The sequence below is a fragment of the Hydrogenophaga luteola genome (genome assembly GCF_042648585.1).
Taxonomy (GTDB): Bacteria; Pseudomonadota; Gammaproteobacteria; order Burkholderiales; family Burkholderiaceae_C; genus Hydrogenophaga; species Hydrogenophaga luteola.
Window position 1 is genome coordinate 450,702 of sequence record NZ_JBHRXX010000009.1, and the last position, 22,500, is coordinate 473,201.

21 protein-coding genes and 2 tRNA genes are annotated in these 22,500 nt (G+C 63.7%); 17 read left to right on the plus strand and 6 right to left on the minus strand.

Annotated features, from left to right (window positions below; all coding sequences use genetic code 11):
• The first annotated feature begins 7 nt into the window (after positions 1-7).
• Positions 8-2,347 (plus strand): ATP-dependent Clp protease ATP-binding subunit ClpA, encoded by a 2,340-nt coding sequence (gene clpA / locus ACFOPI_RS20955; RefSeq protein WP_382178307.1) that lies wholly within the window; start codon positions 8-10, stop codon positions 2,345-2,347.
• Positions 2,348-2,425: 78 nt separating this feature from the next.
• Here clpA and ACFOPI_RS20960 read toward each other — a convergent pair whose 3' ends face one another.
• A complete protein-coding gene (locus ACFOPI_RS20960; protein ID WP_382178310.1) occupies positions 2,426-3,199 on the minus strand; it encodes an SGNH/GDSL hydrolase family protein in 774 nt (257 codons plus the stop codon).
• Between the two features lie 25 nt (positions 3,200-3,224).
• Positions 3,225-4,766 carry a helicase HerA-like C-terminal domain-containing protein gene (locus ACFOPI_RS20965; RefSeq protein WP_382178313.1) on the minus strand — a complete coding sequence of 514 codons (1,542 nt, stop codon included), beginning with the start codon at positions 4,764-4,766 and terminating at the stop codon, positions 3,225-3,227.
• Between the two features lie 89 nt (positions 4,767-4,855).
• Here ACFOPI_RS20965 and ACFOPI_RS20970 point away from each other — a divergent pair, with 89 nt between their 5' ends.
• From ACFOPI_RS20970 to rng, 8 genes are read left to right on the plus strand one after another with little or no spacing between them, the layout of a single operon-like run.
• Positions 4,856-5,581: a YebC/PmpR family DNA-binding transcriptional regulator gene (locus tag ACFOPI_RS20970; protein WP_382178316.1), complete on the plus strand. Its 726-nt coding sequence runs from the start codon at positions 4,856-4,858 to the stop codon at positions 5,579-5,581.
• A complete protein-coding gene (gene purD, locus ACFOPI_RS20975; protein ID WP_382178319.1) occupies positions 5,578-6,852 on the plus strand; it encodes a phosphoribosylamine--glycine ligase in 1,275 nt (424 codons plus the stop codon). Before ACFOPI_RS20970 ends, purD begins: the two co-directional genes overlap by 4 nt.
• A gap of 2 nt (positions 6,853-6,854) precedes the next feature.
• On the plus strand, positions 6,855-7,769 hold the full coding sequence (hemF, locus tag ACFOPI_RS20980) for an oxygen-dependent coproporphyrinogen oxidase (RefSeq protein WP_382178322.1): 915 nt from the start codon (positions 6,855-6,857) through the stop codon (positions 7,767-7,769).
• 8 nt (positions 7,770-7,777) lie between these two features.
• On the plus strand, positions 7,778-8,419 hold the full coding sequence (nadD, locus tag ACFOPI_RS20985; RefSeq protein ID WP_382178325.1) for a nicotinate (nicotinamide) nucleotide adenylyltransferase: 642 nt from the start codon (positions 7,778-7,780) through the stop codon (positions 8,417-8,419).
• Positions 8,416-9,168, plus strand: coding sequence for a ribosome silencing factor (gene rsfS, locus ACFOPI_RS20990; RefSeq protein WP_382178328.1), 753 nt, complete (start codon positions 8,416-8,418; stop codon positions 9,166-9,168). The genes nadD and rsfS overlap by 4 nt, the downstream gene beginning before the upstream one ends.
• Positions 9,165-9,632: a 23S rRNA (pseudouridine(1915)-N(3))-methyltransferase RlmH gene (rlmH, locus tag ACFOPI_RS20995; RefSeq protein WP_382178331.1), complete on the plus strand. Its 468-nt coding sequence runs from the start codon at positions 9,165-9,167 to the stop codon at positions 9,630-9,632. The genes rsfS and rlmH overlap by 4 nt, the downstream gene beginning before the upstream one ends.
• 6 nt (positions 9,633-9,638) lie before the next feature.
• Positions 9,639-10,262, plus strand: a complete 624-nt coding sequence (locus ACFOPI_RS21000; RefSeq protein ID WP_382178333.1) for a Maf family protein — start codon at positions 9,639-9,641, stop codon at positions 10,260-10,262.
• A 25-nt stretch (positions 10,263-10,287) separates the two neighbouring features.
• The gene (gene rng / locus ACFOPI_RS21005) at positions 10,288-11,829 is read left to right on the plus strand and encodes a ribonuclease G (protein ID WP_382178336.1); all 1,542 of its coding nucleotides are present in this window, start codon (positions 10,288-10,290) and stop codon (positions 11,827-11,829) included.
• A gap of 8 nt (positions 11,830-11,837) precedes the next feature.
• On the opposite strand, the gene msbA is transcribed toward rng, so the two are convergent.
• The gene (gene msbA / locus ACFOPI_RS21010) at positions 11,838-13,649 is read right to left on the minus strand and encodes a lipid A export permease/ATP-binding protein MsbA (RefSeq protein ID WP_382178339.1); all 1,812 of its coding nucleotides are present in this window, start codon (positions 13,647-13,649) and stop codon (positions 11,838-11,840) included.
• A gap of 148 nt (positions 13,650-13,797) precedes the next feature.
• Between msbA and tolB the strand changes: the two genes are divergently transcribed.
• From tolB to ACFOPI_RS21045, 7 genes are all read left to right on the plus strand, one after another.
• Positions 13,798-15,108 (plus strand): Tol-Pal system beta propeller repeat protein TolB, encoded by a 1,311-nt coding sequence (tolB, locus tag ACFOPI_RS21015; protein ID WP_382178341.1) that lies wholly within the window; start codon positions 13,798-13,800, stop codon positions 15,106-15,108.
• A gap of 69 nt (positions 15,109-15,177) precedes the next feature.
• Positions 15,178-15,750 (plus strand): peptidoglycan-associated lipoprotein Pal, encoded by a 573-nt coding sequence (pal, locus tag ACFOPI_RS21020; protein ID WP_382178344.1) that lies wholly within the window; start codon positions 15,178-15,180, stop codon positions 15,748-15,750.
• Position 15,751: 1 nt separating this feature from the next.
• Positions 15,752-16,552 carry a tol-pal system protein YbgF gene (gene ybgF / locus ACFOPI_RS21025; protein ID WP_382178346.1) on the plus strand — a complete coding sequence of 267 codons (801 nt, stop codon included), beginning with the start codon at positions 15,752-15,754 and terminating at the stop codon, positions 16,550-16,552.
• A 56-nt stretch (positions 16,553-16,608) separates the two neighbouring features.
• Positions 16,609-17,721: a YeeE/YedE family protein gene (locus ACFOPI_RS21030; protein ID WP_382178349.1), complete on the plus strand. Its 1,113-nt coding sequence runs from the start codon at positions 16,609-16,611 to the stop codon at positions 17,719-17,721.
• Positions 17,718-18,521, plus strand: coding sequence for a tRNA threonylcarbamoyladenosine dehydratase (locus ACFOPI_RS21035; RefSeq protein WP_382178352.1), 804 nt, complete (start codon positions 17,718-17,720; stop codon positions 18,519-18,521). Before ACFOPI_RS21030 ends, ACFOPI_RS21035 begins: the two co-directional genes overlap by 4 nt.
• 59 nt (positions 18,522-18,580) lie before the next feature.
• Positions 18,581-18,656: transfer RNA gene (locus ACFOPI_RS21040), tRNA-Lys, on the plus strand.
• Positions 18,657-18,711: 55 nt separating this feature from the next.
• Positions 18,712-18,787: transfer RNA gene (locus tag ACFOPI_RS21045), tRNA-Lys, on the plus strand.
• Positions 18,788-18,937: 150 nt separating this feature from the next.
• Here ACFOPI_RS21045 and ACFOPI_RS21050 read toward each other — a convergent pair.
• Positions 18,938-19,138 carry a helix-turn-helix transcriptional regulator gene (locus ACFOPI_RS21050; protein ID WP_079365804.1) on the minus strand — a complete coding sequence of 67 codons (201 nt, stop codon included), beginning with the start codon at positions 19,136-19,138 and terminating at the stop codon, positions 18,938-18,940.
• A 354-nt stretch (positions 19,139-19,492) separates the two neighbouring features.
• Here ACFOPI_RS21050 and ACFOPI_RS21055 point away from each other — a divergent pair, with 354 nt between their 5' ends.
• Positions 19,493-19,813, plus strand: coding sequence for a hypothetical protein (locus tag ACFOPI_RS21055; RefSeq protein ID WP_382178355.1), 321 nt, complete (start codon positions 19,493-19,495; stop codon positions 19,811-19,813).
• 606 nt (positions 19,814-20,419) lie between these two features.
• On the opposite strand, the gene ACFOPI_RS21060 is transcribed toward ACFOPI_RS21055, so the two are convergent.
• Together ACFOPI_RS21060 and ACFOPI_RS21065 are read right to left on the minus strand one after the other, a co-directional pair.
• Positions 20,420-21,043 carry a hypothetical protein gene (locus tag ACFOPI_RS21060; protein ID WP_382178357.1) on the minus strand — a complete coding sequence of 208 codons (624 nt, stop codon included), beginning with the start codon at positions 21,041-21,043 and terminating at the stop codon, positions 20,420-20,422.
• A 744-nt stretch (positions 21,044-21,787) separates the two neighbouring features.
• A complete protein-coding gene (locus ACFOPI_RS21065; RefSeq protein WP_382178360.1) occupies positions 21,788-22,498 on the minus strand; it encodes an SOS response-associated peptidase in 711 nt (236 codons plus the stop codon).
• Positions 22,499-22,500 lie beyond the last annotated feature (2 nt).

A 22,500-nucleotide genomic window follows, 5' to 3' on the forward strand; every position in this document is an offset into this window, starting at 1 on the left:
AGCGTCCATGATTGCCCAGGAACTTGAAGTCAGCTTGCATATGGCCTTCGTTGAGGCCCGCCAGCAACGACACGAATTCATTACGGTCGAGCATCTGCTCTTGGCGCTGCTGGACAACCCCAGCGCAGCCGAGGTTTTGCGGGCCTGCTCGGCCAACATCGACGACCTGCGCAAGTCCCTGACGAACTTCATCAAGGACAACACGCCCCAGGTCGCTGGCACTGACGAGGTCGATACGCAGCCCACGCTGGGGTTCCAGCGGGTGATCCAGCGCGCGATCATGCACGTTCAGTCCACCGGCAATGGCAAGAAAGAGGTGACCGGCGCCAACGTGCTGGTGGCCATCTTCGGCGAGAAGGATTCGCACGCCGTCTACTACCTCCACCAGCAGGGCGTGACCCGTCTGGACGTAGTGAATTTCATTGCTCACGGCATCCGCAAGAGCGATCCGCCCGAGTCGTCCAAGCCCGGTGAAAGCGCCGCGGACAACGAGGAGCAGGGCGCCGAGGCCAAGAGCAATGAAAAGCAGTCGCCCCTGGAGCAGTTCACCCAGAACCTTAACCAGGCGGCCAAGGAAGGAAAGATCGACCCGCTGATTGGCCGCGAGTACGAGGTCGAGCGCACGATCCAGATCCTCTGCCGCCGCCGCAAAAACAACCCGCTGTTGGTGGGTGAAGCCGGAGTGGGCAAGACGGCGATTGCTGAGGGATTGGCCTGGCGCATCACACAGAACGATGTGCCCGAGATCCTTGCCGAGGCCACGGTGTATTCCCTCGACATGGGCGCACTGCTGGCGGGCACCAAGTACCGGGGCGATTTCGAGCAGCGCCTCAAGGCGGTGCTCAAGTCGCTCAAGGACAAGCCCAATGCCATCCTGTTCATCGACGAGATCCACACGCTCATCGGGGCCGGTGCGGCTTCGGGCGGAACGCTGGATGCATCGAACCTGCTCAAGCCGGCCCTGTCCAGCGGTCAGCTCAAGTGCATCGGCGCAACCACCTTCACCGAATACCGCGGCATCTTCGAGAAAGACGCTGCGCTGTCCCGCCGCTTCCAGAAAGTGGACGTGATCGAACCGACGGTCGAGCAGACGGTGGATATCCTAAAGGGTCTCAAGAGCCGCTTCGAGGAACACCACAGCGTCAAGTACGCAGTGGCGGCATTGCAGGCTGCGGCCGAGCTCTCGGCCAAGTACATCAACGACCGCCATCTGCCGGACAAGGCCATCGATGTGATCGACGAGGCCGGTGCCGCGCAGCGCATCCTAACGCCGTCCAAGCGCAAGAAGACCATCGGCAAGGCCGAGATCGAGGAGATCGTGGCCAAGATCGCTCGCATCCCGCCCGCGAACGTGTCCAACGACGACCGCAGCAAGCTGCAGACGCTGGAGCGCGACCTCAAGAGCGTGGTGTTCGGCCAGGACAAAGCGCTGGAAGTGCTCGCCGCCTCCGTCAAGATGGCGCGCTCCGGTCTGGGCAAGGCCGACAAGCCGATTGGTGCGTTCCTGTTCAGCGGCCCCACCGGCGTCGGCAAGACCGAAGCCGCCAAGCAGCTTGCCTACATCATGGGCATCGACCTGATCCGCTTCGACATGTCCGAGTACATGGAGCGCCATGCGGTGAGTCGCCTGATCGGCGCGCCTCCGGGCTACGTGGGTTTCGACCAAGGTGGCCTGCTGACCGAGGCGATCACCAAGAAGCCGCATTGTGTGCTGCTGCTCGACGAAATCGAGAAGGCGCACCCGGACATCTTCAACGTGCTGCTGCAGGTCATGGATCACGGTACGCTGACGGACAACAACGGGCGCAAGGCCGACTTCCGCAACGTCATCATCATCATGACGACCAACGCGGGCGCTGAGACCATGAACAAAGCGACCATCGGCTTCACGAACCCGCGTGTGGCCGGCGACGAAATGGGCGACATCAAGCGCCTGTTCACGCCCGAGTTCCGCAACCGGCTGGACGCCATCGTCAGCTTCAAGGCGCTGGATGAGCAGATCATCATGCGCGTGGTGGACAAGTTCCTGCTGCAGCTCGAAGGCCAGCTGGCCGAGAAGAAAGTGGAGGTCACCTTCACCGACGACTTGCGCAAGCACCTCGCCAAGAAGGGCTTCGACCCGCTGATGGGCGCGCGTCCGATGCAGCGCCTGATCCAGGACACCATTCGCCGTGCGCTCGCCGACGAGTTGCTGTTCGGGCGCCTGACCGAGGGTGGGCGCCTGACGGTGGATCTGGAGTCCAAGACCGGCGAAGACGGCAAGGAGACGCAGGAGGTCAAGCTCGACATCCAGCCGCTGCCCAAGAAGGAAGGCAAGGCCAAGCCTGAAGAGGCCACGGCCGGCTGATCCCGAAGGCTTCCATCCCAAAAAGAAACCCGGCCATGCCGGGTTTCTTGTTTTTTGATGATTGCCGCCTTCAGACCTTCATTGGGTGCGCCAGGCCAGAACGGCATCTGCCCAGCGGTTGCCCAGCTTGGCCTCGCCAGCGGGGTTCGGGTGCACGCCGTCGTAGTTGTCGGCCGTGGAGTAACCGCTGGCCTGGTTGACCACCGCAATCGGCGATGTGGCACTGGATCGGCTGGACGCAACGCCGTCGATCTGGCGGTTGAGGGCTGCGGTGCCGGAGGGATCGGGTGCGGCCGGGATGATCTTGGCCAGCAGGATGTGGGCGTCCGGTTTGCCGGCGCGGATGGCGTCGATCAGCCCGCCCAGTTCCTGGGCGACGCCACCGGACGACTGCCCGCCGAGCACGTCGTTGGTGCCCAGGTGAACCAGCACCACATCGGGCTGCGCCTGGGCCACCAGCCCGCCGACCCGTGGAATGAGTTCGTTGACCGAATAGTCCCAGTAGCCCTCGTGGTCGAGGTCGAAGTCTGCGTTCGGCGGATTCACCGACCCACTGTCGCGTGAGCCCCTGGAGACGCCCGACTTGCTGCCGACCAGGTTGACCGAGCATCCCGCGCCGTTCAGGCGCTGCCACAGCACTCTGCGGTAGCTGTTGTGGCCGGCTTCGCCCTCGGTGATGGAGTCGCCCAAAGGCATGATGCGCAGCGGGCCGCCATTGAGTCCGCAACTTGCCACCTTCTCGGCCGAACTGCCGCCACCGCCCGCATCGTCACCACTGTCGCCGCCCCCGCAGGCGCTCAACAGGGCACTGAGGCCGACCAGACAGGCGTGGGCGAAGAAACGTTGGGCCATGTGGATCCTTGGTGTGGTGGAAGGGTCAGCGCTTGCCACCGAGCAGGCTGCCCAGCACGCCGCGCACGATCTGGCGGCCGATGCCGCTGGCCACGCTGCGGGCGGCGGTCTTGGCCATGGTCTGGACAATGCCGTCGTACTGGCCGCCGCGTGGACCGGTCCGGCCAAACAGCGCTTCGTTCAGCATGCCGCCAATACCGCCGCTTTCCGCCTCGGCCTTCTTGCCTGCCGCGCCGGGAATACGCGGGGTCCTGGGGGCATCTGCCGGTGACGCGTCGGCTTCGTCCGTTGCGCCAGCATGTTTGCGGAACATTTCGTAGGCGCTTTCGCGATCCACCACTTTCTCGTACACGCCGGCCACCAGCGAGCCCTGGAGCAGTGCCTTGCGCTGTTCGGGAGTGATGGGCCCCAGCTGACTGCCTGGCGGCAGCACGAACACGCGCTCGGTTTCGCTCGGGCGCCCCTTGCTGTCGAGCAGGCTGACCAGCGCCTCGCCCACGGCCAGCTCGGTGATGGCGGCTTCGATGTTGAGCCCGGCCTTGGGTCGCATGGTTTCGGCGGTCGCCTTGACCGCCTTTTGGTCGCGGGGGGTGAAAGCGCGCAGCGCGTGCTGCACGCGGTTGCCCAGCTGACCGAGCACCGAATCGGGAATGTCCAGCGGGTTCTGCGTCACGAAATACACGCCCACGCCCTTGGAGCGCACCAGGCGCACCACCAGCTCGATGCGCTCGACCAGGATCTTGGGCGCCTCGTCGAACAGCAGGTGGGCTTCGTCGAAGAAGAATACCAGCTTGGGTTTCTCGGGGTCGCCGATCTCGGGCAGGCTCTCGAACAGCTCGGACAACATCCACAGCAGGAACGTGGCGTACAGGCGCGGCGCGTTCAGCAGCTTGTCGGCCGTCAGAACATTGATCACGCCCTTGCCCCCCACGGTCTGCATGAAGTCGCTGATGTCGAGCATGGGCTCGCCAAAGAACTTGTCGCCCCCTTGCTGTTCGATCTGCAGCAGACCGCGCTGGATGGCCCCGATGCTGGCCGCACTGATGTTGCCGTACTCGGTGGTGAACTGCTTGGCGTTGTCGCCCACATGCTGAAGCATGGCGCGCAGGTCCTTCATGTCCAGTAGCAGCAGACCGTTGTCGTCGGCGATCTTGAAGACCAGGTTGAGCACGCCGGCCTGGGTGTCATTCAGGTCCAGCATGCGCGAGAGCAGCAGCGGACCCATGTCGGACACCGTGGCGCGCACCGGATGGCCCTGCTCGCCGAACACATCCCACAGCGTGGTGGGGCAGGCCTGGGGCGGGGTGGGGGTGAGACCGCGGTCGGCCAGGATCTTGCGCACCTTGTCCGGCAGGTTGCCGGTCTGGCTGATGCCGGTGAGGTCGCCCTTGACGTCGGCCATGAACACCGGCACACCGATGTTGGAGAACTGCTCGGCCAGGGTCTGCAGCGTCACCGTCTTGCCGGTACCGGTAGCGCCCGTGATCAGCCCGTGGCGGTTGGCCAGGCCGGGCAGAAGGTGGCACTGTGTACTGGCGTTCTGGGCGATCAGCATCGGTTCGGCCATGTCGGGCATCCTTGCAAGGAGGGGGGAAGGGCGGGTCGTAAAATCGAGGGTTATTACACCAAATTCTGGTCAGAAAAAAGGACTCTCTCGTGGCTGGACACAGCAAATGGGCCAACATTCAACACCGCAAGGGCCGGCAGGATGAGAAGCGGGGAAAGATCTGGACGCGCGTGATTCGCGAGATCACCGTCGCGGCCCGCACCGGCGGCGGTGACCCGGCCATGAACCCGCGCCTGCGGTTGGCGATCGACAAGGCCAAGGCAGCCAACATGCCGGCCGACCGCATCAAGTACAACGTGGACAAGGCCTCGGGCAACCTAGAAGGCCAGGCGCTGGAAGAGATTCGCTACGAGGGTTATGGCATCGGCGGTGCGGCGATCATTGTCGACACCATGACCGACAACAAGGTGCGCACCGTCGCCGAGATTCGTCACGCCTTCAGCAAGTACGGCGGCAACCTGGGCACCGAAGGTTCTGTGGCCTTCCAGTTCAAGCACTGCGGACAGATCATCTTTGCGCCGGGTACGAGCGAGGACAAGGTGATGGAGGTGGCGCTGGAAGCCGGGGCCGAAGACGTGATCACCGACGACGATGGCGCCATCGAGGTGCTGACCGCCTACACCGACTTCGAGGCCGTGAAGAATGCGCTGGAAGCGGCCGGCCTGAAGCCCGAAGTGGCCGAGGTGACCATGCGTCCCGAGAACACCATCGAGCTGACAGGCGAAGACGCAGCCCGCATGCAGAAGCTGCTGGATGTCATCGAAGACCTGGACGACGTGCAAGACGTGTTCCACAACGCCGAGATCAACGAATGAAAGTCCTGGTGATTGGCGGCGGTGGCCGCGAGCACGCACTGGCGTGGAAACTCAAGCAATCCGAGGGTGTGGAGCAGGTGTTTGTGGCGCCCGGCAACGCGGGAACGGCGCGTGATTCGCAGCTGACCAACCTGGCCATCACCGACAAGGTGGCGTTGCGGGAATGGGCGCAGGCCAACGCCATCAGCCTGACGGTGGTCGGTCCCGAGGCGCCGCTGGCGGCGGGGGTTGTGGACGAGTTTCGTGCCCACGGGCTGGCGATCTTTGGCCCGACGCAGATGGCCGCGCAGCTCGAAAGCTCCAAGGCCTTCAGCAAGGCCTTCATGCAGCGCCATGGTATTCCCACCGCCGAGTACCAGACCTTCACCGATGCGGTGCAGGCCCACGCTTATGTGGACGCCAAGGGCGCACCCATCGTGATCAAGGCCGACGGCCTGGCGGCGGGCAAGGGTGTGGTGGTGGCGATGTCGCTGGCCGAAGCGCACGAAGCCATCGACTTCATGCTGCTGGACAACAAGCTGGGCGTGGCGCACAACGAGGGCGGCGCCCGGGTGGTGATCGAGGAGTTTCTCGAAGGCGAGGAGGCGAGCTTCATCGTGCTGTGCGACGGCGTCAACGCGCTGGCGCTGGCCACCAGCCAGGACCACAAGCGCCTGCTGGACGCCGACCAGGGGCCGAACACCGGCGGCATGGGCGCCTATTCGCCCGCGCCGGTGGTCTCGCCTTCTGTGCACCAGCGCGCCATGGACGAGGTGATCCTGCCCACACTGCGGGGTATGGCCGCCGACGGCATCCCCTATACCGGCTTCCTCTATGCGGGCCTGATGATCACGCCCGAAGGCCGCGTCAAGACGCTGGAATTCAACTGCCGCATGGGCGACCCCGAGACCCAGCCGATCATGATGCGGTTGCGCTCCAACTTGGCGCAGGTGCTGCTCTCGGCCACCCGTGCAGAGCTGGACCAGGTCACGCTCGACTGGGACCCGCGTGTGGCGCTGGGCGTGGTGCTGGCTGCCGCCGGTTACCCCATGAACCCGCGCAAGGGCGACGTCATCAGCGGCCTGCCGGCCGACGAGGCCGACCGCATGGTGTTCCATGCCGGCACCACCGATGCCAACGGACATGTGGTGGTTTCGGGCGGCCGCGTGCTGTGCGTGACCGCGCTGGCGGATACCGTGGCCGAGGCACAGCAGAAGGCCTACGGCGTGGTGGATGGCATCCGCTTCGACGGCATGCAGTACCGGCGCGACATCGGGTACCGGGCGCTCTGACCATGAAACAACCCACCCAGCGGGTCCGCGACTACCTCGTCAACCTCCAGGACCGCATCACGTCCACCATTGCCGTGGTGGATGGCGGGAGCTTCGCCGTGGACCACTGGAAAAAGCCGGCGGGCGAGCGCCTGCAGGGCACCGGCATCACCCAGATCCTCGAAGACGGCACGGTGTTCGAGCGGGCCGGTTGCGGTTTTTCCCATGTGACTGGGCCCGCCCTGCCGCCATCGGCCACCCAGCACCGGCCGGAACTGTCCGGGGCGCCCTTCGAGGCGATGGGGGTCTCGCTGGTGTTCCACCCGCGCAACCCCATGGTGCCGACGGTCCACATGAACGTGCGCATGATCGCCGCCACGCCCCAAGGCGGGCAGCCGGTCTGCTGGTTCGGCGGGGGCATGGACCTGACGCCTTACTACGGTTTTGAAGAGGACGCCGAACACTTCCACCGCACCTGCAAAGCGGCGCTCGACCCGTTTGGCGTCGACAAATACCCCCGTTTCAAGAAATGGTGCGACGAGTATTTCTACCTGAAGCACCGCGACGAGCAGCGCGGTATTGGTGGTGTGTTCTTCGACGACTTTTCGGAGCTGGGCTTCGAGGGCAGCTTTGCCATGATGCGCTCGGTGGGCGACGCGTTCCTGGGCGCCTATTTGCCCATCGTGGACCGCCGCAAGTCGCTTCCCTCTGGCGAGCGCGAGCGCGGGTTCCAGCTGTACCGCCGCGGCCGCTATGTGGAGTTCAACCTGGTCTGGGACCGCGGCACCCACTTCGGTTTGCAGTCGGGCGGGCGCAGCGAGTCCATCCTGTTGTCCATGCCCCCCATGGTGAGCTGGTCCTACCAGCGCCAGGAAGAACCTGGCTCCCACGAAGCGCGGCTCTACAGCGACTTCCTGGTGCGCAAGGACTGGGTTTGATGTCTTCTGTGCGGTCGAACGACCGGACAGCGCCTGCGCAACGGGTCGGCCTGTTCGGCGGCGCATTCGATCCTCCGCATCGCGCTCACCGTCTGTTGGTGGAGTCTGCGCTGGATGCGCTGCAACTGGACCGTCTGCACATCCTTCCCACCGGGCGCGCCTGGCACAAGGCGCGTTCTCTCAGCCCGGCGGAACACCGGCTGGCCATGTGTGAGCTGGTCTTTGGCGATCTGGCGCGCGTGTGTGTGGACCGACGCGAAAATGATCGCCCAGGCGACTCGTACACCATCGATACCCTGGACGAACTGGCGCGCGAATATCCGGGAGCGGAGCTGTTCCTGATCATTGGCGAAGACCAGCTGGCTGCCTTCAAGACCTGGAAGCGCTGGCCAGAGGTGCTTGGTCTGGCGCAGCTGGTGGTGGCGGGACGTGCCGGCTTCCCACCTGCTGCGACCCCGGTGTATGGTGACACCCGCGACGACTCGCCCGTGCCGCACCTTCGGCTGCCAGTGCCGCTTTCGCCCATCAGCTCCACCACCATCCGTTCGATGGTGTCTTGCGGTGCGGAGCCCCAGGAACTGGCTGCGCTGGTGCCCGAGGCCGTCGCCGGCTATATTTCGACCCATTCCCTTTACCAACAGCCTTCATGACCAGCGAAACCACCGCCAAAAAAGACATCCAGAAACTCCAGCGCGCCATCGTCGATGGTCTGGAGGACGTCAAGGGCCAGGACATCGTGGTCTTCAACACCGAAACGCTGTCGCCGCTGTTCGAACGGGTGATCATCGCCAGCGGTACCTCCAACCGGCAAACCAAGGCGCTCGCGTCCAGCGTTCGTGATGCGGTGCGCGAGGCCGGATTCGACAAACCCCGCATCGAGGGTGAAGACAACGGTGAGTGGATCATCATCGACTGCGGTCAGGCGGTCGCCCATGTAATGCAGCCGGTCATCCGGCAGTACTACCGCCTTGAAGAGATCTGGGGCCAGAAGCCTGTGCGACTCAAGAGCGCAGCTGAAAAGGCCGCCGAGGCGCGCGCGGCTGCCAAGCCGGCGAGCAAGACCACCCGCAAAGGCGTCGAGAAAGAGGTCAAGCCGGCGAGCAAGACCACCCGCAAAGGCGTCGAGAAAGAGGTCAAGCCGGTGGACGCCAAGTCCGTGGCCCGCAAGCAGGCCAAGGCGGCTGCTGCTGCGGCGGCACCCGCGAAAGCGCCCGCCAAAAAGGCCGCTGCCAAGACTTCAGCCGTCAAGACGCCTGCGGCCAAGGCACCACGCAAAACCGCAGGCGCGGCCAAGACGGTCCAACCCAAGGCAGCGCTGCCCAAGCTGGTGGTGAACAAGCCCAAGCCGGCTGCGAAGAAGCCCGCCGCGAAAAAGGCCGCGCCCAAGAAGAAGGCATGAAGCTGGTGATCGTCGCGGTCGGGCAGCGCATGCCCGACTGGGCTCAGTCCGCTTACGACGACTACGCCAAGCGCTTTCCGCCCGAACTCCGGGTGGAACTCAAAACAGTGAAGACCGAGCCGCGTGGCGCCAAGACGGTCGAAACCGTCATGGCTGCCGAGCGCGAGCGCATCGTGGCTGCGCTGCCAAAGGGCTGCCGCGTGGTGGTGCTCGATGAACGTGGGGCGCAGCTGACCACCAAGGCATTGGCCCAGCAGCTCAAGGCCTGGCAGCTTGGTGGCGACGATGTGGCGTTGGTGATCGGGGGGCCGGACGGCCTTGAACCCGCTTTTCGCGAAGCAGCCCACCAGCGCATCCGCCTGTCGGACATGACGCTGCCCCACGCCATGGTGCGCGTGCTGCTGATTGAGCAGCTCTACCGCGCCTGGTCGATCAACGCCAACCACCCCTACCACCGGGAATGACCCGCCGTGAGTGACTTCATTTACCTGGCCTCGCAGAGTCCCCGCCGCAAGCAGTTGCTCGAACAGTGGGGAGTGCGCTGCGAGCTGTTGTTGCCCGACTCCGACGAGGACGTCGAGGCGCTGGAGGCGGCCAAGCCAGGCGAGGCGCCTGCCGACTACGTGCAGCGGGTGACTGCTTTGAAACTGGAGGCCTCCGTGGGCCGCCTTCGGCGCAAGGGGTGGCCGCTGGCGCCGGTGCTGTGTGCCGACACCACTGTGGCGCTAGGGCGCCGCATACTGGGCAAACCCGCCGATGCCGCCGAGGCCCGGCGCATGCTGTCCGATCTGTCCGGTCGCCGTCACCGCGTGCTGACGGCGGTGGCGGTGGCGCGCCCGACGGTGCGCGGCCCTGGCCGCTCGTGGGCGGCGCTGTCCACCTCTCAGGTCGAGTTCGATCCGTGGGCCGGCGCGGACATCCGGCGCTACGTCGACAGCGGCGAGCCCATGGGCAAGGCCGGTGCCTATGCCATCCAGGGCGCCGCGGCTCTGCACATCCGGCACATCAGCGGCAGTTACTCGGGCATCATGGGTTTGCCGGCCCATGAAACGGCGCAACTCCTGCGGGCTGCGGGTGTGCGGCTGGTTTGCTGAAACTGAAAACCATCACGAGGCATCAATGAGCCAGGACATCCTGATCAACTGGGCACCCCAGGAAACCCGCGTGGCGGTGGTGGAGCAGGGCGCGGTGCAGGAGGTGCACCTCGAACGCACGCTGGAGCGCGGTCTGGTGGGCAACATCTACCTGGGCAAGGTGTCCCGCGTGCTGCCGGGCATGCAATCCGCCTTCATCGACATTGGTCTGGACCGTGCGGCCTTCCTGCACGTCGCCGACCTGATGCCCAACATCACAGCCAAGCACGCGGCGCCGCGCGAGCGCGCCGCTGCCCAGCCGGGTTCAGAGACCCCCAACGGCGGCAGCAACCGCGTGCTGGCCGCTGATCCGGTGCAGCCGATCGAGCGGCAGATCTTTGAGGGACAGGCGCTGATGGTCCAGGTCCTGAAGGACCCGATCGGGACGAAGGGCGCGCGCCTGACCGCACAGATCAGCATCGCGGGCCGGCTGCTGGTATTCCTGCCCCAAGACAACCACATCGGCGTGTCGCAGAAGATTCCCTCGGCCCAGCGCGAGTCGCTGCGCCAGCGCCTGCTGACGCTCACGGCCATGCCGGACGGCAGCGCGGCCGGTGGCTTCATCCTGCGCACCAACGCCGAGGACGCCAGTGACGAGGAGCTGGGTGAAGACATCGCGTACCTGCGCAAGACCTGGCAACGCATCAAGGATGCCGCCTCGCGCCAGCCTCCTGCCACCGTGCTGCACGTCGACCTCAACCTCATGCAACGGGTGCTGCGCGACCTGGTGGGCGCTCAGACGCACTCGATCCGGATCGATTCCCGGGAGCAGTTCGGGCTGCTGCAGTCCTTCGCAGCGGAATTCATGCCCGATACCGCCAGCAAGCTGCAGCTCTACACCGGCGAGCGCCCGATCTTCGACCTGTTCAACATCGACGAAGAGATTGCGCGTGCGCTCAGTCGCCGGGTCGACCTCAAGTCCGGTGGCTATCTGGTGATCGACCAGACCGAGGCGCTGACCACGGTCGACGTGAACACGGGCGGGTTCGTCGGGGCACGCAACTTCGACGACACCGTCTTCCGCACCAACCTGGAGGCCGCGCAGGCCATCGCACGCCAGCTACGGCTGCGCAACCTGGGCGGCATCGTCATTGTGGATTTCATCGACATGGTGCGCGAAGACCACCGCGATGCCGTGCTGACCGAGTTCCGCAAGCAGTTGTCGCGGGACCGCGTCAAGACCATGACGGGTGGCTTTTCGCAGCTCGGCCTGGTGGAGATGACCCGCAAACGCACCCGAGAGTCCCTGGCCCATATGCTCAGCGAGCCGTGCCCGTCCTGCGACGGCAAGGGCGTGGTGAAGACCGCGCGCAGCGTGTGCTACGACATCCTGCGCGAAATCCTGCGCGAGGCGCGCGCCTTCAGCCCGCGCGAGTTCCGGGTGGTGGCTTCACCCCGGGTGATCGAGCTGTTTCTCGACGAAGAGGGGCAGCACCTGGCGGGTCTTTCAGACTTCATCGGCAAGCCCATCTCGCTGCAGGCCGAGAGTTCGATGACTCAGGAGCAGTACGACATCGTCCTGCTCTGAGGCCCGGCTCACGCTGCTTCGGGCTCCGGCGAGAAGCCCTGGGCGTGCAGCCGTGCATAGAGGCCGCCCGTGCGCAGCAGCACTTGGTGCGTGCCCTGTTCCGCAATGCGGCCGTTGGCCAGCACGACCACGCGGTCGGCGTGCTCGATGGTCGAGAGCCGGTGGGCGATCACCAGCGTCGTGCGGCCTTTCATGAGGCGGGCCAGCGCTTCCTGCACCAGCCGCTCGGACTCGTTGTCCAGCGCCGAGGTGGCTTCGTCGAGGATCAGGACCGGCGCATCCTTGTAGATCGCCCGAGCAATCGCCAGGCGCTGGCGCTGCCCGCCCGAGAGCTCGGCTGCGTTGTGTCCGACGTTGCTGTGAATGCCTCTCGGCAGCCGTGCAACCAGTTCGCCCAGGTTGGCCGAATGGAGGGCCGCAATCACCTTCTCCTCGTCGATGGCACCTTCCGCGGCGCCCAGCGCCACGTTGGCCGCGAGCGTGTCGTTGAGCATGATCACGTCCTGGCTGACCATGGCGAACTGTCTGCGCAGGCAGTGCAGGTCCCAGTCTGGCAGGGCCACGCCGTCGAGCAGCACGTCGCCATGCAGCACCTCGACAAAACGGGGCAGCAGGTTGGCGAGCGTGGTCTTGCCGGAGCCGGAGGGGCCGACCAGTGCCAGCACCTCGCCCGGCCGGACCTGCAGCGAAACGCCGCACAGCGCCGTGCGGTTGACCTCGTCGTCACTGGTGTTCTCGTCGTCCCGTGACGGGTAGCGCACCCATACGTCCTTCAACTCGATGGCCCCCTCGACGCGATCGGCCTGGTGGGTGCCACTGGACTGTTCCGGTGTGTCCTCGATCAGCTCCAGCCCGCGCTCCAGGGCCGCCAATCCCCTGGTGATGGGGCCAGCGATCTCGGCCAGGTGCCGTATGGGCGCCACCAGCATCAGCATGGCCGTCACGAAGGCCACGAAGTTGCCGACAGTGACCCCGCTGCGGCTGCTCTGCCACAAGGCCACGGCGATGACCGCCGAAAGCGCCACCGCCGCCAGCATCTGCGTGAGCGGTGTCATGGCCGCCTGCGCGATGGTCGACTTCAGCGCCAGCCGCCGCAGACGCACGCTCAGCGACTCGAAACGGTCGGACTGGCGTTCCTGCGCGCCGTGCAGACGGACCATGCGGTGGGCGAGGGCGTTCTCCTCGACCACATAGGCCAGCTCGTCGGTGGCCTGCTGGCTGGATTTCGTGAGGCTGTAGAGGCGGCGCGAGAGCACCCGCATCACCACCACCAGCGCCGGGAACAGGAAGAGCACGATGAGGGTGAGCTTCCAGTTCAGATACATCAGGTAGCCCAGCAGCGCCAGCAGTGTGAGGCTGTCCTTGGCGAGGGTCAGAAGGGCGTTGACCAGCAGGGTGGAGCCGGTCTGCACCTCGTAGACCAGCGTGTTGGAGAGCTTGCTGGCGCTCTGCCGGGCGAATAGCGTCAGCTGCGCGTCGTTGAGCTTGGCAAACATGGCGCGGCGCAGATTGAGCAGGCCCAGGCTGGCTGTATAGGACAGCGCGTATTGAGCGAGAAAGCCGGCCAGGCCACGGATGCCGAACAGTCCCACCAGCGCCACCGGAACCATCCAGAGGTCGATGTTTCCTTCGGAGAAGCCGCTGTCAAGCAGCGTCTTGAGCAGCGCAGGGATCATCGGTTCGGTGAGCGCCCCGATGATCGTGCAGATCACCGCCAGCACGATGCCCGCCGACGCCGAACGGAAGTACGGCCAGAACCTCACCAGGCGCTCGCGGATGGTGGCAGTGGGCGGTGCGGCAGGTGTGGAGGGCAAGGTCAAGACGGCGGTCGGTGGTTCGTTTAGTTCAACAGCAGGCTTCTGAGCCCGCGCGCTGCAAGGATATGGCACATCTTGTCACGGCCCTGTGATGCGCTTCCGGTATTATCCGACGGCTGCGCTTTCTGTCGCTGACACCAACACCCGACGCATGCTGGATTTGAATCGACCCGAATGGCTGCCCACGCGGCGGCATCTGTTGTCCCAAGCCGCCGTGCTGCCGCTGGCGGTACTTCCCCTCCAAAGCGCTCTGGCGCAGTTTCGCGTCGAAGTCTCCGGCGCTGGCGTGACCCAGATTCCAATTTCTGGTGTGGCTTTCCGCGACAACGGTCTTGCCAACCAGGACATGGTCGCGATCGTTCGCGCCGACCTTGAGCGCAGTGGGCAGTTCAAGTTCATCGAGCCTCTGCCGGTCCGTTTGGACGAGACTTCGCGTCCCGATCTGGCCGCCTGGCGCGAGAAAGGCACGGATGCCCTGCTGACCGGCAGCGTGTCCAAGCTGGCCGATGGACGTTTCGACATCCGCTTCCGACTCTGGGATTCGGTACGTGGACAGGACCTCGGCGGGCTCAGCTACCCGGTCAACGCCGGCGATCTGCGCTACGCAGCGCACCGCATCGCCGACTACGTCTACGAGAAGCTCACGGGTGAAAAAGGGGTGTTCGCTACCCGCATCGCGTACGTGACCAAGAACGGTCCGCGCTACACCTTGCTGGTGGCCGACTCCGATGGCGAGAACGCGAAGGCCACGCTCAGCAGCCCGGAGCCCATCATTTCACCGAGCTGGGCGCCCGGCGGCGGGCAACTGGCCTATGTCTCGTTCGAGTCGCGAAAGCCCGTCATCTACTCGCACGATGTCGCCACCGGCAAACGCCGGTTGCTGGCCAATTTCCGTGGCTCCAACAGCGCGCCGTCGTGGTCGCCAGATGGTCGACAAGTGGTGGCGACGCTGTCCCTCTCGGGCAATGCGCAGGTGTACCTCATGGACGCCAATGGCGGCCAGCCGCGCCGGCTGACCCAGTCGGGCAGCATCGACACCGAGCCGGTGTTCAGTGCTGATGGCCGCTCGATCTTTTTCGTGAGTGACCGTGGTGGATCTCCCCAGATCTATCGCATGGGTGCGGGCGGCGAGAACCCGCAGCGCCTGACCTTCACCGGCAACTACAACATCTCTCCTGCACCCAGCCCCGACGGGCGCTGGCTGGCGTTTATCTCCCGCGTTGGCGGAGCCTTCCGCCTGCATGTGATGGAGCTGTCCAGCGGCAACGTTACTGCACTGAGTGATGCAAGCGCGGACGAAAGCCCCAGTTTTGCACCCAACAGCCGACTCATCGTTTACGCCACCCGCGATCGAGGGCAGGAGGCTCTGATGACGTCGACCGTCGACGGTCGCGTCAAGACCCGGCTGACCGGTGCCCAGGGCGACATCCGAGAGCCCGAGTGGGGCCCGTTCGTCCGCTGACGATCTGACTCCTTTGGTGCCTTGCCTCTTTTCAAAACCAACCAACCCGACTCAGAAAGGGACCTGTCCATGAACAACACCTCGACCCCGGCTGCGCAGCGCACAACTTCCCAATGGGCCTTTCGGCTCGGCGCCCTGATCTTGGTGGCGTCGCTCGCAGCCTGCGGCTCCAGCGTGAAGCTGGATGAGGCGCCGGTCGAAGACCGCAACACCACCACTGGCCAAGCTGGTCAGGATGGCTCCGGTTCTGGTGTTGATCCGCGTGGTGTCACCGGTGTGCAGGTTCCTGGCATGGACACCGAGCAGCCTGCAGCGCTTTCCCGCATCGTCTATTTCGACTACGACAGCTTCGAGGTACGTGCCGAGTACACCGCAGCGCTGGAAGCCAACGCCCGCTATCTCAAGGCCAACCCGAACCGCAAGGTGGCCCTGGAAGGCCACACCGACGAGCGTGGTGGCCGCGAGTACAACCTGGCGCTCGGCCAGAAGCGCGCTGAGGCCGTTCGCCGTTCGCTGGCGCTGCTGGGTGTGAACGAGTCCCAGATGGAGCCGGTGAGCTTCGGGGAAGAAAAGCCCGCCGCGATGGGCATGGACGAGACGTCCTATGCCAAGAATCGCCGTGTGGAAATGACCTACCGCTGACATGGCCGTGCGCACATCTGCTGTCCTGTCCGTCCGTGTGGCAGCGGCCATGGCGCTGGTTGGCGCCTGCCTGTGGCCGCTGCAGGCCCACGCCCTGTTCGATGACGACGAAGCGCGCAAGGCGATCCTGGACCTTCGGCAGAAGTTCGACGCGTACAAGCTGGAGGTCGACGCCAAGCTCAGTCGCATGGCAGCGGAATCGCGCGATGCGGGGTCGGCCAGCCAGCGCAGCCTTCTTGAGTTGTCCAACCAGAACGAACAGCTCAGGGCCGAGATTGCCCGTCTGCGTGGCCTGAACGAGCAGCTGGCTCGTGATGTGTCCGAGCTTCAGCGCCAGCAGAAGGATGTCCAGGCCGGAGTCGATGCGCGTCTGAAGCAGGTCGAGCCCAGCAAGGTGTCAGTCGACGGCGTGGAGTTCTCCGCGTCGCCGGAAGAAAAGCGCGAGTACGACGCTGCCATGGAACTGCTGCGCAAGTCGGACTTCGCCGGAGCAGCCTTGGCCTACTCGGCCTTTCTGCGGCGTTTTCCTGGCAGTGGCTACATCCCTTCAGCGCTTTACTGGCAGGGCAACGCCTTGTATGCCACCCGTGCGTACAAGGAGTCGATTGAGAGCCATCGGCGCCTCGTGAGTCAGTACCCTACCCACTTGCGCACCCCAGAAGCCATGCTCGCCATGGCCAATAGCCAGGTCGAACTCAAGGACAACAAATCGGCCCAGCGCACGCTGGAGACCCTTGTCCGGACCTATCCCCAGTCCGAGGCTGCTGCCGCGGGCCGCGAGCGCCTGTCGCGTCTGCGCTGATCTCGCCAGAGCCCTGCACCCAGACCGGGGTGGAGGGCCGCTCCTACAATCGCCGGATGGACCTCGCCGGCATTCAAGCTCTCCAAGTCACTGTTCTCTGGGCCGCGTTCGCGGCCTCCTGTCTTTTCGGCTTCATTGCCCAGCGAACGCAGTTCTGCACCATGGGGGCGGTGAGCGACATCGTCAACATGGGCTCCTGGACCCGCATGCGCATGTGGGGCATGGCGGTGGGTGTGGCCATGATCGGCTTCTACGGCATGGGTTGGCTGGGCTGGATCGACACCGGCAAGACCATCTACAGTTCCGGGCGCATCGTGTGGCTGTCAGCGCTCGCGGGCGGCCTGCTGTTCGGCTTCGGCATGGTGCTCGCGTCCGGCTGTGGTAGCAAGACGCTGGTGCGCATCGGTGCGGGTAGCCTGAAGTCGCTGGTTGTGTTCTTCGTCATGGGGTTTTTTGCGTTCGCCACCCTGCGCGGAGTCTTTGCCGTGCTGCGTGTGAATACGGTTGATCAGGTTGCCGTAGACATCGCCGCTGGCGGGAGCCTGCCCATGTGGTTGGCGCAGTTTTTCGGTCTGTCGCCCGGCGTGTCTGGTCTGATCGCCGCGCTGCTAGTCGGGGGCGGGCTTGTGGTCTGGGCGCTGCTAGGGAGAGACTTCCGTACAGCGGATGGCTTGCTGGCTGGTATCGGACTTGGGGGTGTAATCGCAGGGATGTGGTGGATCAGCGGTCACCTTGGTTTTGTGCCTGAGCACCCAGACACACTGGAGTCTGTGTATCTCGCGACCAATAGCGGGCGCATGGAATCGCTGACCTTCACAGCACCGATGGCCTACCTGCTGGACTGGCTCATTCATTTCAGCGACACCTCCAAGGTGCTGACACTGGGTGTGGTCACTGTGGTCGGCGTGGTCGTGGGCTCGCTTGTTCAGGCGCTGCTGTCTCGCAGTTTTCGCTGGGAGGGCTTTCGCGATACCCGGGACACGGCGTTGCACCTGGCCGGGGCCGCGTGCATGGGCGTGGGCGGTGTGACAGCCATGGGCTGCACGGTCGGCCAGGGGCTGTCAGGCCTGTCGACACTGAGCCTGACCAGCGCCATCGCAGTGAGCGGCATCATGGTCGGGGCCGTGCTGGGCTTCCGCTTCCAGATCTGGCTGCTGGAACGCGAATGAACGCAGACTTCGACCGCCGCTTTGGCGGCATGCGACGCCTCTACGGTGTTCCGGGGGCGCAGGCGGTGTTTGATGCGCATGTGATGGTGGTGGGCATTGGAGGGGTGGGGTCCTGGGCTGCGGAAGGCCTTGCGCGCAGTGGCGTGGGGCGCCTGACGCTGGTCGACATGGACCATGTGGCCGAGTCCAACGTCAACCGGCAGCTTCATGCGCTGACCGACACCCTGGGCATGGCCAAGATCGAGGCCATGCGGGAGCGCATTGCGCAGATCAATCCCGCCTGCGTGGTCAAGACAGTCGATGACTTCGTGACGGAGGACAACTGGTCGTTGCTCGGTGCCAGGCTGCTGGAGCACGCAGGAGCGGTCGCGGTCATTGATGCCTGTGACCAAGTGCGTGCCAAAACAGCCATGGCGGCGTGGGCCTTGTCGCACGGGCTGAATTTTGTGACAGTAGGCGCTGCCGGAGGCAAGCGCAAACCCCAGGCCATCGAGGTCGGCGACCTCGCAGAGGTCACCCACGACCCACTGTTGGCCCAGTTGCGGTACAGGCTGCGAAGGGAGCACGGCGCACCGCGGACCCGTCGCATGGGTGTGCGATGCGTGTTCAGCCGCGAGACCGTGGCGCCGCCCGACGCGTCATGCAACCTTTCGCCATCCGATAGATCGCTCAACTGCCATGGCTACGGGTCGGTGGTGAGCGTGACTGCAAGCTTTGGACTGTGTGCGGCTGGGAACGTGCTCAACGCTATTGCGGAGGGCACATCAAACAAACCAATGCGTGCTTTCGAAATGACCTGAAATGACGCTATAATCTGAGGCTTCGCGCTATCTGATTGATAAAACAACAGAATGTGTGCGGGGCGTTAGCTCAGTTGGTAGAGCAGCGGACTCTTAATCCGTAGGTCGAGTGTTCGAGTCACTCACGCCCCACCAGTTTTCTGGTGATCAATGTCCTTGGTTCAACCCTCGACACAAGTTCTAGTTTGATGGGACGTTAGCTCAGTTGGTAGAGCAGCGGACTTTTAATCCGTTGGTCGGCAGTTCGAGCCTGCCACGTCCTACCAAAATCCCCTTGTGGGACAAGGAAAGCCCGCTACTAAAACGGTAGCGGGCTTTTTTGTTTGTTGCTCCGTTACCAGAGCATTACCAGTTTCGCGACGAGTGCCCCTCTGTGTGGCATCGGCGCATCACACTCGTGTGGTGTCTTCCTTCGCTCAGCGCGCCAGGGGCAGCGAGTCAATCAGGGCCTCGATATCCGACGCCCTCCAGGCCACTGAGCGCTCACCGAGCTTGACCGGGGCAGGGTACTTGCCTGCTCGCACTCCGCTGTACCAGTCAGACCGCGAGACGGGGAAGCGCTGAAGCACCTTGGGCAGGCGCAGCAAGGTTTCGGGATTGATGATTGTTTGGCTCATGGGGCTCCTTGTGGAATGCCCGAAGCCCGGAGGATGTTCCGCGGGCAGACCCACTCCGCGCCGCCACATCCACCACGTTCACACGCCCGGCTTCAGGCCACTGGTGTAGCCCTTGCCTTTAAACGCCGGTAGGTTGGTTCAGCGAAAACCTCCCACAGTGGTCCATCCCACCAAAAGGCTCAACCACCTGTTTTGACGAAAAGCACTTGTGCCAAAATGTTTCCAAGATCAACAGAGGGAGGGAACATGCGCAAGCTAGCTTTGACACTTGTATCGGTGGTCGCCTTGTCCGCCTGCGGAGGGGGAGGGGACGATTCATCGCCAGCGTACCTCGCAGGAACATATTCCGCGACGTTGAACAAGTCCATCGACAACTGCGGAATCTTCACAAGCTACAACGGCGCCAATCACGTCATCACGGTTGACGGAGCCATCGTCACGGCTCAGATCAACAGTCTGGTGATGAAAGGTGGAGTCACTGAAGATGGTGGTCTGCGAGCCTCGTACGAAGTCACAAGCAACAACGTGACGACCCGGTCAACGCTTGTCTACTCAACCCCTGCAAACCAGGCACCACAGGCCGGCACGTTCAACGCCAGCCTGACCATCGAGGGAATCTCTGGTGGCTTCATCTGCCGTGTGAAGCTCGAAGGGGCAGTCACGAAAATCGGTTGAATCCCTGACTTTAGGCGGCTGACGATTCGGGAGACTATGGACCTACAACCCCATTCTCCGAACCCTTCGGAAACAGGCTCGGTGGTGCCGGACCCGACGCGGATTTGCTGGACGCAGTGGCTCCGCGAGACGACACCAAGCGCGGACGCGCCGCTGATTCCGTAGCAGCGGTCGCAGATCGACTTTCCAATCGAGAAGCTGTTTTCGTAGATTCGTTTGCGCACTTGGGTCCGATGAGACGGAGCAAGGTTGCGGGATGGATTGGTCGGTAGCTCAGACCATGCAGGTCAGAGTCTGCGGCCTTGATGCAGCGGTCATGCACGCATCGCCCGTTGTGGCGCTTAGGTTTACTAGGCCGGCGAGTTGCCCGGTGAACTTAGGATTCAGGATGACCGTTTCCCCGACTATCACTCCGATGGCACTTCTTGTCCGTCCAGGCGTGTACGCGCCGATGGTTCATATCAGTGGCATATATGAAGGAAGGCGAACAAACCAGGCGCGTTTGCTTGTCGGATTTGCGCAGACCCAAGAGGGGGCGCTGCAGCTTGCGAAGCTTCAATCCAAGCGCTTTCGACGTTGAGAAACGTCGGCGTGCGACCGTGTTGCTCAGTTCGGCTTTTCTCGCTTGCCGCGTCCTTCTTCTAAGCGGTCGAGAAATTCACCCAGGCAGTCCATCATCTGGGAGGACGCCTCTGAAGACAAAACCGGCTTGCCGTAAAAGATGCGCTCGAACGGGAGTCCCTTCTGTTTGAAGCCCACTTGTACTTCGGCTGGTCGTTCTAGGATCGCGAGAACAAAGGCGAGAGCTTCATCCAGCGGAACAGTGGACAGCACCGAGTCCTCTTCGCCTTCATAGGTGCCGATTGCTGGCAACGTGTCGCTAGGCTTGATCCGTGTCCAAGCGGATGCGAGGGCCAAGTTTGCAGCCTTCATTTCTGGCCCACTGGTGACGCTACTCAGAACCGTCTTGGTCATGCCTGCCGGAGAGTCGAGCCAGAAGTTCACCGACAACGTCAGATAGTCATAGTGGGAGCGCTCGACCTCCCTCACGAATCTGAGATGCAAGCCGCACCCTCGGAAGTTACCTGCGCGGCTGTACTGGAGCGGCTCAGCAAGTACGTGCGCCGCCTCAAGCATTTGAGCGTTGGCGGCCTGTGGGATAGCTGTAGCTGCAAAGATCATTGCTACCCAGTGCCGAACACAACGAATGTGCTTTTTGAAGGTCTTCATGTTGCAGGCATTTTGGTCCCTTGTCGCTGCGAGGATGGCACCACCTTTTGAGGATGTGCGGGGGAGAACCAAGTGTCACACTCTGGCTTCCTCCTAAGGTGAACGCCTTTGGTTATGCCCGGCAAGTCCGGGCTTCTTTTTTCCTTGAAATACTGTATAAACACACAGTATCAGGAAATCCCGTGAAGTCCCGTGCAATCTACTGTGTACCGCCTCCGCGACCGAGGCATCAAGCTGCCCAGGCCGTTCCCGCCTGTCGCTGGCGATGTGCTCTTGGCAAAGGTTGAGAGGGGAGATTTGAAGTACCTGCAAGCCCGGCTTGTTGTGGACTCAAGGGAAGTAGTGCCCGCGCTGCATCAAGCCGTGGTGTCTCGGGTCACTAGAAACGGGATGGTGATCCACGGAGCCGAGATGGTGCAGCGTGTCCCGGGCAGTGGAAAAACGCAAGTGTCGAAGCATCCCCAAACATGGTGGGTGCTCGTAGTGGCAGAGGCGCCTGCCGGCATTGATGTACTTGAGGAGATGGCAAATGGAGACGATCCAATCAGCGGCTTGCCCTACGCTGCTTCGTTGCCCCCGGCTTGGCAGCGCGCTAGGGGCACAAGAGACGATGATTCCCGGTGATCCTGCGGACTACGTTGTCCAGCAGCACGGCCCCTGGTGGATGGTCACTCGGCAAGACAACCAAGAGACGATTTATGCAGGCCCGGGACCCGTTGAGCTGCTGCGCTCGCGAGCCCCGTTCTAGATCGGAAGGCGCAATGCATACGCCTTTTCTGGCTCTGCAGGTCCGTGGCGGAACAGCTCCACAGGTGGGACTCGAATCAAGGCTTCCGCGGCCTCTTTCGGGCCATGTAGCCACAGGTCCCAATCCTCTCGTTCGATTGGGACCACAGTGCGTTTGTCCTGTTTGTCCGGGGGAAGCTTCGGATCAGGCTTGTGCATCAGCGCGAGTAACGGGTGTCCGTCACAGTTCTGCGTCAGCATGGTGTAGTTCGGCACCACCTCACCGGTTACCGGGTCGGTCCATTCGTTCCATATCCCGGCCAGCATCCACGGCTGGCCATCTGCTCGCCAGAACCGCCACCAGGTGTTCTTTGACATCGACATCGGGTCGGTGTGCGAGATGCCCCAATAGGGTTCTTGGAACCACTCCGCAGGTATCAGGCACCGCTGCCCGCGTGACCAAGGAAAGCGGAACGTCCAAGCGGTCGCCACAGTCTCGCGCCTTGCGTTGTTTGTGCTCAGGCGTCGCCCCTCGCGTGTCTTGGGGGTGCGCTCCTTCGAGTTGGGCGGGATCATTCCCCATTGCCCAACCTGTGCGCGGTTGTCTTGCCGGATGTAGACCCCTCTTCCCAATGGGGCGACAGTTTGATCCCAGCTCAGATTGTCGAGGTCAAGGAACAACTGCGAGCGCAGCGTCTGCGCATCAGTTGACCCGTTCAGGTTGCACACGC